Source organism: Oceanotoga teriensis, from assembly GCF_003148465.1.
In the GTDB taxonomy this organism is placed as follows: domain Bacteria; phylum Thermotogota; class Thermotogae; order Petrotogales; family Petrotogaceae; genus Oceanotoga; species Oceanotoga teriensis.
This window is the reverse complement of sequence record NZ_QGGI01000010.1, coordinates 18,840-30,635: the sequence shown is the minus strand read 5'-3', so window position 1 is coordinate 30,635 and position 11,796 is coordinate 18,840. Positions and strand designations below refer to the sequence as shown.

At 27.4% G+C, this 11,796-nt stretch carries 12 protein-coding genes; 1 reads left to right on the top strand and 11 read right to left on the bottom strand.

Annotated features, from left to right (window positions below; genetic code table 11):
• Positions 1-7: 7 nt before the first annotated feature.
• The 3 genes from C7380_RS13760 to C7380_RS13755 form a co-directional block, all read right to left on the bottom strand.
• Positions 8-586, bottom strand: coding sequence for a TetR/AcrR family transcriptional regulator (locus C7380_RS13760; protein WP_158274846.1), 579 nt, complete (start codon positions 584-586; stop codon positions 8-10).
• A gap of 17 nt (positions 587-603) precedes the next feature.
• On the bottom strand, positions 604-741 hold the full coding sequence (locus tag C7380_RS13855; protein WP_109604957.1) for a DUF418 domain-containing protein: 138 nt from the start codon (positions 739-741) through the stop codon (positions 604-606).
• 127 nt (positions 742-868) lie between these two features.
• Positions 869-1,000, bottom strand: coding sequence for a hypothetical protein (locus tag C7380_RS13755; RefSeq protein WP_306765956.1), 132 nt, complete (start codon positions 998-1,000; stop codon positions 869-871).
• Positions 1,001-1,479: 479 nt separating this feature from the next.
• Here C7380_RS13755 and C7380_RS07855 point away from each other — a divergent pair, with 479 nt between their 5' ends.
• Positions 1,480-2,952 (top strand): hypothetical protein, encoded by a 1,473-nt coding sequence (locus C7380_RS07855; protein ID WP_109604956.1) that lies wholly within the window; start codon positions 1,480-1,482, stop codon positions 2,950-2,952.
• A gap of 28 nt (positions 2,953-2,980) precedes the next feature.
• On the opposite strand, the gene oraE is transcribed toward C7380_RS07855, so the two are convergent.
• The 8 genes from oraE to C7380_RS07815 all read right to left on the bottom strand — a co-directional run bounded on the left by oraE (position 2,981) and on the right by C7380_RS07815 (position 11,723).
• Positions 2,981-5,176, bottom strand: coding sequence for a D-ornithine 4,5-aminomutase subunit OraE (gene oraE, locus C7380_RS07850; RefSeq protein ID WP_109604955.1), 2,196 nt, complete (start codon positions 5,174-5,176; stop codon positions 2,981-2,983).
• Positions 5,176-5,544 (bottom strand): ornithine aminomutase subunit alpha, encoded by a 369-nt coding sequence (locus tag C7380_RS07845; protein WP_109604954.1) that lies wholly within the window; start codon positions 5,542-5,544, stop codon positions 5,176-5,178. The genes oraE and C7380_RS07845 overlap by 1 nt, the downstream gene beginning before the upstream one ends.
• 23 nt (positions 5,545-5,567) lie before the next feature.
• Positions 5,568-6,974: a 2-amino-4-oxopentanoate thiolase subunit OrtB gene (ortB, locus tag C7380_RS07840; RefSeq protein ID WP_109604953.1), complete on the bottom strand. Its 1,407-nt coding sequence runs from the start codon at positions 6,972-6,974 to the stop codon at positions 5,568-5,570.
• Complete coding sequence (gene ortA / locus C7380_RS07835) at positions 6,974-7,279, bottom strand: 2-amino-4-oxopentanoate thiolase subunit OrtA (RefSeq protein ID WP_109604952.1); 306 nt, start codon at positions 7,277-7,279, stop codon at positions 6,974-6,976. Before ortA ends, ortB begins: the two co-directional genes overlap by 1 nt.
• Positions 7,266-7,922 (bottom strand): HD domain-containing protein, encoded by a 657-nt coding sequence (locus C7380_RS07830; RefSeq protein ID WP_109604951.1) that lies wholly within the window; start codon positions 7,920-7,922, stop codon positions 7,266-7,268. Before C7380_RS07830 ends, ortA begins: the two co-directional genes overlap by 14 nt.
• A gap of 52 nt (positions 7,923-7,974) precedes the next feature.
• Positions 7,975-8,994 (bottom strand): 2,4-diaminopentanoate dehydrogenase, encoded by a 1,020-nt coding sequence (gene ord, locus C7380_RS07825; RefSeq protein ID WP_109604950.1) that lies wholly within the window; start codon positions 8,992-8,994, stop codon positions 7,975-7,977.
• A gap of 150 nt (positions 8,995-9,144) precedes the next feature.
• Positions 9,145-9,738 carry a hypothetical protein gene (locus tag C7380_RS07820; RefSeq protein ID WP_109604949.1) on the bottom strand — a complete coding sequence of 198 codons (594 nt, stop codon included), beginning with the start codon at positions 9,736-9,738 and terminating at the stop codon, positions 9,145-9,147.
• Between the two features lie 20 nt (positions 9,739-9,758).
• On the bottom strand, positions 9,759-11,723 hold the full coding sequence (locus C7380_RS07815; RefSeq protein WP_109604948.1) for a RecQ family ATP-dependent DNA helicase: 1,965 nt from the start codon (positions 11,721-11,723) through the stop codon (positions 9,759-9,761).
• Between the last annotated feature and the right edge of the window lie 73 nt (positions 11,724-11,796).

Genomic DNA, 11,796 nt, shown 5'->3' with positions numbered 1-11,796 from the left:
GGGATTTTCAATCAAAGTATTTATTGATCAAATTATTCCATATTTTATTATAATCAAAATTACTATTCTCTATATAATTATCTAATATGCTAGAATCTATCATACTAAATATAATAGAAGTTTCTTTTATATCTTTTTTTTCAATCAAACTTAAATCATAAGCTTTTTCTAAAATTTTAAAATACTTACTTTCATTCATCAAACTCAAAGAATCCAATCTATCTTTAACAGATTTAATTCTAAAACTAAGTAAATAATATTGTTTTAATACTATTAAAACCTTATCATCTTTTTTTAATTTATATAAATCTTCATTTATCAATTCTCTTAAAAATAAAATATATTCATCTTTAACCTTTATTTTATTCAAATCTATCATAACTTTTTTAAAATCTTTTTCAAATTCTTCTATTATATAATCTAAAAGAACCAAAAACAAATTTTCTTTTGATTTAAAATGATAATATATAGCAGGTTTGGTTATACCTATACTCTCAGCAATATCATTTAAAGAAGTACCATCATATCCATTTATAGCTATTGATTCATAAGCTTTTTGCAAAATTAAATCATACTTTTTTTCCAAATTTCTCCCCTCACATATCATGAAGTTATTTTTCTCATCAATAATTCTAAAGGACCTCTTTTAAATCTCTTAATCCAAAAATAAGAAAATAGATTCATAATTATAAAAACCACTATAGATAATATTATAACAAATAACTCATTCTTATAACTCAAATCATCATAAAAAAAGAATTTGCAATAAAACTATCTAAAGTAAAAAAGTTATAATAACTCGTAAAATCACTATTCTATCCATAAGAATAATTAAAATTTACTTGCAAAAAAATTGTAATTAAAACAATCAAAAATAAATAAAATTACTTAAAAAAGTTATTTCAACCTTTCCATAACTAAAAACAATATTATAGTTGACTATCATCATCCCTAAAATAGCAAATGCTCTTGCTATATCAAATGCGAATATTCTCTTCATATTAACCTCCTTACTTACCGGTAAGTAAGCAAAATGATATCATATAAATCATGATTTGTCAAATCAATCTTTTAAAATAAAAAGTTAAGCTTAAATAAAATATAAGTAAATATAATAAAAAAAGATAAATCGAGATATAAAAAATATAAAGATTATATTTTCATTGAATGATAATATATGAATAAGTAGAAAAAATAAAAAAACCGAGACAAAAGTCTCGGTTTAAAACTCTAATTCTTTATAAGTATTATATATTAAGCCCTTCATTTATATTATACACTAAACATAGCTTAAATAAAACACTATAGACTAAAATGTCAATTTGAAGACAATGACAAAAAATTGACAAATATTCAAAACTCTAATAAAATCAAATTAAAAAATTAACTTACTTTAAATAAAAATGTCAATTTAAACAACTAAAAATAATATTAATATAATACAATTAAATTTATATAAAACAATAAAGAGGACATAAAATGAAAATAACAGAATCTAAACTATCATTATTGATGAATTCATTCAAAGTAAGATCAAAAGATCTCGCAGAATACCTACATGTAGATTCATCTTTAATAAGTAAATGGAAAAATAATAAAAGAAATTTATCTAATAAATCAAATTATCCAGAATCGATAGCTGAATATTTTTTAAATTTAGATAAAATATACGATTATACTTTCATAAAAAATTTGATACATCAAAATTATCCTAAAGCAAATGTAGAAGACATAAAAGAATTAAAAAATTACTTTCAAAAATGGATATTAGAAAGTAGAACTCTCTCTCAAAAACCTTCAAAAAATTATTCTAAAAATCAAAATGAATATTCAACAACTTTTACAGTATACAGAAAAAATGAAGGAAGAAGAAAAGCCGTTTTAGACTTTTTAGACCTCGCTATAAGCATGCCAGAAAATCAAGAAATACTTCTTTTAAGTCAAGAAAATATGACTTGGTTGGTAGAAGATAAAAATTTTTTTAATGAATGGGACAAAAAATTATATAAATTGATTCAAAAAAATCATAAAATACAAATAATACATACAATAGATAGAGAAACAACAAAAATAGCTGAAACTATAGAAAAATGGTTGAATCTTCATATGCTTGGAGGATTAAAATCTTATTATTATCCAAAATATCAAGATACGATAATAAATCATACATTATTTATAATAAAAAATACCTGTGCCATAACAGGTGTTTCAAAATCAACTGAACAAAAAGAAATAGATTGCACATACTTCTTTAATGATCTACATACTGTAAAAAACTTTCAAAATACTTTCTTTACAATAAAAGAGATATGTAATCCTCTAATAATAAATCAAGATATAAAAAAATCCGAAGAACTCATAAAAAAATTATTAAACCTTTTAAATGAGCCAGATAATGAATACCATTATTCTGATATTCCTCAATTCACAACAATGGATAAAAATGATCTAATACAAATTTTAATAGAAAATTCTGTAAAAAAAGATAAAACATTAAAAATATTGAATATTTTTGATCAATACAATGAAATACATAAAAACAAAAATATAAAAACCAAATATTTATACAATTTAAAAAAAATGGAAGACAATTTAAAATATAAAAATATATTATATGAAGATCTTTCTTTATTATGCGAAAAAGAAATTTATGTAAAAAAAGATTTATTCAAAAAGCATATAAAAAACACCCTAAAAAAAAGAAATAAAAACTGTGAAATAGGATTTATCTACGAAAAACCCAAAAAAAATTTTGGTGCAAACTGTATAATAAAACAAAATCACAAAATAATTGCCTATTCAAATAAAAACAAGCCAATAATAACGTCAAATACTGAACCAACAATAACTCAAGCTTTTGAATTCCATTTCAATGAAATATGGAACAGTATTCCGAGCATGTATAAAAAAGATTTAAATCTTTGTAAAATAGAAAATATATTAAAAAAATAAGGGTTAGATTTTTACTAACCCTTATTTTTTATAAATTATCTATTTTTTCTAAATTTCTCGCTATAAAAGTAGCAACATGAACACCTTTTGATCCTCTTCCAAAACCACCATTCATATTATTTGAAACAGCTATATCATTACTAATTTGCGTTCCACCAACAACTATCATGACTTTATCTCTTATTCCTTTTTCAATTGCAAGTTCATGTAATTTCTTCATATTTTCTATATGAACATCATTATGTGTAACTATCATAGAAGCAAGAATAGCTTGAGCTCCAACTTCTATTGCAGCATCTATCATTTTTTCTGGCGGAACTGAAGTGCCAAGATATGTATAATTAACTCCAAATTTTTCTATTCCACCATGTTTTATATCCAAAATTTCCCTTAAACCAACATTATGTTCATCATTTCCAACAGTACCAGCAACAACCTTCACTTTATGTTTTTTAAAAAAACTAAATAATTCATCTTCGGCCATCAAATCGGGTTTTTTAGGTAATGTGAGTTCATCTCTTTTAACAAAAAAAGGTACTTTAGCTTTCAACTCAACATAAGTTCCCTCTGTTGGGTGAAGAATTGTTTTACTTATAACCTGTGCATCTTCGAGATTCATCCTTTTACAAATCTCTAAAGCTGCAGCTTCAGCATAATCCTCAGTATCTGGAATAGTCATATCTATCTGTATCCAACCATCATTAGTCCATTCAACTTCAGGTTTTATCAAATTTTTATCTTTAGAATCTCTGTTTTCTTCTAATCTAACATTAACATTATCCGTCTCATCGAGTTCATCTATATACTGAATTTTATCTGGATTATGTAATGTACATCCACCTATTAAATCACAAACATGATCATAACCTTTTGGTAAATTATTATATCCAAAATGATTACAAACTGGAGCCATATAATCTTCATCTCGTGGAACAACCGATCCAGCACCAATTCCACCATTTTGAGGTCTTTTTATTCCATCTCCATCTCTTGCAGGATAATGACCATTATCCACAAAAATTCCTTGTTCTACAGCCTCAAAATATCCACCCATTTCTATCATTTCTTCAAGCATCAAAATAGCTCTCATCTTCAATTCTCTGATTTCAGGTCTAACCTTATCCTCATCTATTTTAACATATTCTTTTATTCCATCGAGAGAAACCATAGTATGTTTAGCCGTTTCAACTCCTCTTATAGAATTTATATGCCAAGGAACGTTTCTACCTTCATCTGGAGTTATAGTTGATTGAATATCAGCAGAAGTGAGTTTTGATAAAACTGTATTTAAAACATGAATTCTTGTAGCATCAAAGAGATCTGATTCTATATATCTTGTATTCATTTGGGCTCTAAATTTATATTCTTTAAAGACTTCTCTTAAAGTCATAGCATAAACGAGATTCATTCTAAACTCTGGAGATGGAGAAACAGTTGGTGGAACAGTTGATAACGCTATTAAATCCTTTCTCATTCCAGACTTAACAGAGTACATACAGTTGATACCATGTTGTACGAGAAGTTCTGGCATAACATTCCAAGCCTTCTTTGCAGAAGCATTCGCATTATGAGCCCCATCTATTTGAAGAATGTTTTCTTGAGCCATTATATGTTTAGCTACAGCTGCATCGACAAAAGATCTTATAGGATTAACACCTCTATACAATACATTATACTGTGGATCTTGATGAGCTGCATTAACTCCTTCTTCGGCAAATAATACAGCTATTTCTGGTCCTGCTATTCCGGATACATATGAATGGAAATTGATAGGTCTTCCAACTTCTTCTTCTATAATATCACATGCTTTTCTTGAGGCTCTTAGCTGTTTCCTCGTTATAGGTATACCACCTATTCCTTCTGGAGTTCCTTCTATAAGACTATCAATATGTGATTGTCCAAGAGTTCTTATAACCATTATATGATCAGCGCCATGCCATGCAGCCATTCTCATACGTCTTATATCTTCTTCAAATCTACCAGAAGCAATTTCAGAAGTTATTACAGATTCTGGTTGAGGATCTATATCATCAAAATAGTGTGCAGCTGGTAATCCCACAGAATTTTTTAAATCTTCAGATATATCAAAATATTCAAAATCATATTTTTTAGTTCCCTTAGGTAATTTTTTTCTCCAAGTCCACCCTTTTCTTTTAGGATGATAATTTTCAAGATCTTTAAGAATCTCATCTATATTTAATTTTTCATTTATAGGTAAATCCATCAATTTTCACCTCTCTTAAAAATTCTATCAACATCATCCCAATACTTTCCATCTATCATATCTCTTCCAGCTTTAATAACATCTATACCTTTTTCTTTTGCAATTCTCCAAATTATATGGCCAGCGCCTTTAGATAGAAGATTTTTTTCAAAAATCTTTGAAACAAGAGATGTAGCCTGCATAGAATTAAAACCCATTCTTAAAAGAACAGATCTTTCAATAGACTGTGATGTATTTTTTTTAGCCATTTCAATCATGGGATCTACCACCTTTTCAGTAAGATCCCAAAAGTATTTATCGAGCTCTTCATCAGACATATTATTCAATTTTTTGGCTCTAATTTCAAAATCATCTCGTCTAGCCTCCATATAAACTCCTCCCTGAAAATAAATTATTTTAATTCTTTTATAAAATTTTTTATTTCTTCAACAGAACTATTGGTATCTTCTGCCATAAATTTAATTTCTATATCTGAAAACATTTTAAACCCATCTCTTTTCATCATCTGTTTGACATAAGACCTTTTCATCTTATCCATTGAATATTCTATATATTTTATCTGTGATGGATTTTCAGGTATTATTATATTTTTTCCTGGAATATCTTCTTCAATCGGATCTCCTCTTTTAATAGCAATTCCATTCTCTTTTGCAAAAGTGAGTTGTGCCGATGGTAATTTACCTGCTCCCGTATATTCAGTTTCATTGATAACTATTATCTCATCCTCATTCATCTCCTGTGCAAGTGCGAATGCTGCAGTCAAAGATGTATTTCCCGCCGGACCTCTTTGCATACCCTCAAGAACTGCCAAAGCTTCAGTCATATAAAAAACTTCTCCTTGTGTAACTAATAAATATCTATCCATATATCTCAAAACTCTTGCAGCATTTCTTGGAACATCAGATCTATCAGGATAAACAGCAAATGGTATACCAAATCCTGTATGCCCTGTTGTAAAAGATTTTTTATTAAAATCATTATCACTTGCCATATGCAAACCGCTTAAATCGACACTGGCCCCTATAACCTTTGTATCAAAAGCACCTGCCTTTATCAATCCTCTTGCAGTTCCAGTAGTTATACCACCCCCAGCATGAGTGCTTATAACAACATCTGGAAATTTCCCACATAAACTTTTACTTTGATGAGCTATTTCCCAACCAAGAGTTTCAACTCCTGCAATACCAAAAGGTGTATACAATGAGGCATTAAAATATCCTGTTTCTTCCAACAAAAGAAGAAAATAATAAAAAAGTTCTGGTCCCACAGATATCTGTACAACTTCTGCACCATATCCCTCACAAGCTCTCGCTTTTTCAAGTATTTCAGGTTGTCCTATACCTCTCGAATCATGACATTCTTGAACTATAATGGACCTCAATCCTCTTTTTACAGCTTGAGATGCAACTGCTGCACCATAATTTCCACTTGTAGCTGCCATTATCCCTTTATAACCCATTTGTTTTGCTCTGTATGCACTAACTGATGCTCTTCTATCTTTATAAGATAATGAAGGATTTGTAGCTTCATCTTTCACAAAAACTCTTGCACCTTTTCCTTTAGGTGAAAGTTTTTTTATCAATTTATTTATATTTTTTAATTCCACAAGAGGCGTATTACCAACTCCTGTTTCATTTTGTAATTCTATTATTTTTTCTATTGAATAACCAGCTTCTTCCATCATTTTTTCATAATCAAAAGCCAATCCTTCAATTTCATACTTTGAATAATCAACACCGACAGATTTTTTCATAATCTCATTTTTTCTCGACATGATTGAATTATATGATTTATCCATTACTCTTCACCCTCTTCCAGAATACTTAAAAGTTCATTTGATATATTCAAAAGTTCCGGAATGGGTTCACCAAAATTATGTTTATAAACAGGATTTATTTCTATCATTTTTCCTTTAACTTCTCTTCCAATTACAGTTTTTATAATAACTTCATCATTTATTTCTGCCTCTTCATTCATCAAAAATCCCTTTATTCTAACTTCAAGAGGTACTTTTTTAGTATCTTCTGGAAGATGCTCCGCTCTTTCATCTGGCTCAAGTGCAATAAAATATATTTGAACCCAATCACCTTTAAAGGCTTTCATTAAAAATCGCCCCCATATTTTTAAAATCATCTATGAGTAAATCCCCACAAGACTCTCTTTTAAATAGCTTTGCTATATTTCTCTGAATTTCTATTCTTGTTTCTAATTCTTTTTTTGAAAAATCATAATTTAATAAATCTACCTTATTGTTGTGAAATTGAATATTATCTTCAGAATCATTTATTTCAAGAAATTCATTTAAACTAAAACCATTATCTTTTACTCTGCTGAAATCGAGCCAAAGACCTGTTACTCCATAATGATCTATCATATCTGCATCTTGAATTATTTTTATATAATAAGGAAAATTTCCTTTTTTTCTTTGATTATGATAAAAAACAATATCATAAATTATATTTAATTCATCTTCAGAATATAAATCTTTCAAAATTTCTTTTGTTATTTGTGCACCAAATTCATTATGAGGTTCACTTCCTTTACCTATATCATGAAAAATACCTCCAACTTCTATAAGCTCATCAAGATTATCTTTTATTCCAATTATATTTTTTAATTTTAAAGCAAGTTTCCCAACCCTTATACCATGATGATAAGTAAACCCTTTATCTTTCTCAAGACCAAATTTAAATTTCTCCATTTTTTTAAGTGCCAATCCTTTAGAAAGTTCCACCCTATCATTCATAATTTCACCCCCTGCCTAAAAAATTCCACCCAAAAATAGGGTGGAATAATTCTTAATAAATCTCCCCAATCAATGCTCTCGGTATTGGAAGATCTGCCATAGTCATAAGACCAGCTTCACTTTCTATTACCGCAGGTATCATATTGGTAGCAACAGCCATAGTTCCTTTTCCACCAGGTATTTCTGGTTTAATAGCCAAAGAAAGATCCGGATTTCCCTTAACCCATATAAAATCTCCAGTATCTACTTCTTCTAATTCTGGTTTTATTTGTTGAGGATGTTCTAATTCAATAATCAATTCATCATTCATATATGCTTTTGCTATATGTCTACATCCAGCAACCATACCAGGTTCAACCTTAACATACTTTGTTTCCCTACTAACATTCGAAACAATTGGCTCTCTCGTTTGTTCTATTCTATCTATAACCCAACCCATAGCATCGGCTATCATATAAATAGACTGTTCAAATCCTATATGTCCAACTATAGTTCCATCTTTAATACCTTTTTCAAACTCTTCAACTGTTGTTCCAACACCCTGTGTCTCCATAACGGTAGGTCCAAAAGGTGAAAGATCATTTATTCTTGCAGCTTTGATACTCTTAACATTTAAAGATGCTCCTGTCAAAGCTATTATTAAAGTATCCAAAACAAACCCTGGATTAACACCAGTTCCAAGAACAGTAACACCATATCTTCTCGCAATATTATCTATCTCTAATGCAGCTTGTGTATGTGTATAAAAAGGATGTGACATCTCTTCTGCTATTGTAATAACATTAACATTTTTCTTTATCACAGAAATAATCTGACTTTTAACAACATCAACAAAAGAATGAGTTGCAATAACAACGAGATCTGGATTAGTTTCATCTATCATAGTCATAGGACTATCATAAATTTTAATACCTGTAGGTTCTTCTAATTCTAATATATCTGATATATCTTTTCCTATATATTCTCTTCTCATATCATGAACACCGACTAACTGTAATTCATACTTACTCAAAATACTTCTTGCGATACCGCTTCCCATAGCTCCAAATCCCCAAACTGCGACTCTATACATCATATCTCCTCCCTGAATTTTGAAATTTTTTTCATATACACTACTATAATACATATATGACTCGTTTTTTGCTAATACATTATAAAGGTTTTAATAAAAGAAAAAGCCGTATAATCAAGAATCTTAAAGATTATACGGCAATAGTCATAATTAGTTACTTTTTATTAATCCTTCTTTCAAAAGAAAATACCCTGATATTTTTTTCACTCTTTCATCTTTAGATAATTCCTCAATCAAATTATCATATCCAGCTTCTGCAAAATTATTATTATTTATAAGATCTATAAATCCAACTTTTTCTGTTCCTTCTGATATATACAGTCTTGAATATCCATATTTATACCATAAATTAATTCCAAGAATAAAATCATCACTCAACTCCTTTATGATTTCATTCACTTGAATAAATCTCTTTTCAATTTCATCCTTTGCACTGACCATTTCAGATAATATATCCAATAAAAAATTTTTTCCATAAGCATCTTCTATCAAATAATTTCTAATATAAATATTATCTTCATCAAAATCGTAAAAAATCTTTTCATCTTCAACACAGTATGCTGGAATAATACTCAAATTTATAAATGATTTTAAAATATTTTTTAAATCATCTATAGATTTAAATTCTTTTCTAAACCTATTAATTCCATTTCTTTCATAAAAAATAAATTTATTTTCCGCCAAAAACTCTATCTGTGATTCACTCAAAGATTCTAAATAATTACCCAAATAAGTCTTAACCATAAAATCACCCTTTTAATAAATCAATCTGATAAAAAAAACGTATAGATCTTATTAACCTCAACTTTTTTGAACAAATTTATAATTTCAGTAATAGTAATACCTGTATTTATAAAATCATCTATTATTAGTATATTTTTCCCAAAAAACTTCTCTTTATTTTCCAATAAAAATGAATTATGAACTTGTTTCTTCTTTTCTTCTAAATTTTTATAATAAGAAAGTTTATTACTTTTTTTTATTTTCTTTAAATCATCACAAAACTCTATTTTCAAGCCTTTTGAAAGTTTCTCTACGAAATTCTTTAAAATATTATTTTTATAATTATTACTTGGAACATAAAAAATAAAATCAATCTCTTCTATCCATTTAATATTTTTTAAAAACTTTATAGAATCCTTATAATATTTATCAGAATAGTTCATACCAAAAATTTTACACTCTTCAAAACTCTTTCTAATACCTTTAGTTAAAGTATAAGAACCATCTATACTCTTTAAATTTATTATATTAATATTCTTATTAAAAAAACTATTCAAAAGTTTTTCATGTTCAATATTAAAATTTATTCTATATTTTATATCCTTATCATTATCACATATATTACATATATTTTCTTCTTCACCATCAAGATAATTAATCAAATATGACATGCGACAAGAATCTATAGAACAATATCTTATTATAGACTTAAGTTCACTTATCTTAACATCTCTTAATTTCTCTATAAAATCAAGATTTAATCTATTATCTCTATGAAAACTTTTATAAAAAATATCAGAATTTTTTGTAAATCTTTCAATAGCTCCAAGATCTATAAAATCATTCAAAATATTATAAAGTTTTAAATTATCTATATCAATATTATTTTTTATATCATAGAAACTTATAAAATCATGTGAATCTATAAACTCCAAAACTTCTTTATAAAATTTTGGTTCGGGTTTAGAATTATTTATAAAAGAAAATTGTAATCTTGAATCCTTATAATTATGAAGTAAAAAAATATAACTTTTTTTACCATCCCTTCCAGCCCTTCCTATCTCTTGATAATAATGAGTTGGAGATGAAGGAATCTGAGTATGAATTATAAATCTTAGATCTTTTTTATTTAAACCCATTCCAAGAGAATTAGTTGCCACAACACATTTAATTTTATTTTCCATTAAAAGTTTCTCAACTTTCAACTTATCATGAGCAGAAAGTTTAGAATTATAATAAAGTGTTCTTATTCCGTTAAAATTCAACCATTTAGAATAATAAACAGTATTATGAATAGTACCGGTATAAACTATTCCAGTTCCGGGAGATCTCTTTATAAGTTCATACATATAAATCATCTTTTCTCTCTCATTTTCAGCTTTTATAACATTCAAAGAAAGATTCTCTCTCATAAGATTCCCTTGAATAATCTCGCCTTTCTTTAACTGTTTCATAATATCCTTTTGAACCCTTTTATTCGCAGTAGCTGTAAGTGCTAAAATAGGTACATTTTCAAACTTTTCAAAAACTTCAACTATTCTCCTATATGCAGGTCTAAAATCATGTCCCCAAACCGATACACAATGAGCTTCATCTATTACAAAAAGTTTAATATCCATCTTCTCAATCATATTCATCCAATGAACATCTTCATATCTTTCAGGAGAAATAAAAATAATATCTATTTCTCCATTTGCAGCTTTTTCTATTGCCACTTTATTATCATAAGAAAAATTATCAGAATTTATTGCAGCAACTCTAAGACCTAATTTCAAAGCAGATCTCATCTGATCTCTCATCAAAGCCTTCAATGGAGAAAAAACTATAGTAAGTCCTCCATTTTCAAGAGTTAAATATTGATATATTAAACTCTTACCAAAACCTGTTTTTTCTATCAAAAATACATTTATTCCAGAATTAATAAAATCTATAGCTTTTTTTTGATTCAAAAACAAAGAATTTATATTCATTTTTTCTTTTAAAATTTTATCCACTTTATCATTCAAATTAATCACCTATTTTATTATATAGAAGTTTTAAAAATTATTCATTAAAAAAATGATTAAATTCTCTAAAAAA

Excerpts from the sequence above, each read along its gene's own strand:
- C7380_RS07830 (WP_109604951.1), bottom strand. The coding sequence starts at position 7,922 with ATGAATGATAGGGTGGAACTTTCTAAAGGATTGGCACTTAAAAAAATG.
- ord (WP_109604950.1), bottom strand. The coding sequence starts at position 8,994 with ATGTATAGAGTCGCAGTTTGGGGATTTGGAGCTATGGGAAGCGGTATC.
- C7380_RS07845 (WP_109604954.1), bottom strand. The coding sequence starts at position 5,544 with ATGGAGGCTAGACGAGATGATTTTGAAATTAGAGCCAAAAAATTGAAT.
- C7380_RS13755 (WP_306765956.1), bottom strand. The coding sequence starts at position 1,000 with ATGAAGAGAATATTCGCATTTGATATAGCAAGAGCATTTGCTATTTTA.
- C7380_RS07855 (WP_109604956.1), top strand. The coding sequence starts at position 1,480 with ATGAAAATAACAGAATCTAAACTATCATTATTGATGAATTCATTCAAA.
- oraE (WP_109604955.1), bottom strand. The coding sequence starts at position 5,176 with ATGGATTTACCTATAAATGAAAAATTAAATATAGATGAGATTCTTAAA.
- ortA (WP_109604952.1), bottom strand. The coding sequence starts at position 7,279 with ATGAAAGCCTTTAAAGGTGATTGGGTTCAAATATATTTTATTGCACTT.
- ortB (WP_109604953.1), bottom strand. The coding sequence starts at position 6,974 with ATGGATAAATCATATAATTCAATCATGTCGAGAAAAAATGAGATTATG.
- C7380_RS07820 (WP_109604949.1), bottom strand. The coding sequence starts at position 9,738 with ATGGTTAAGACTTATTTGGGTAATTATTTAGAATCTTTGAGTGAATCA.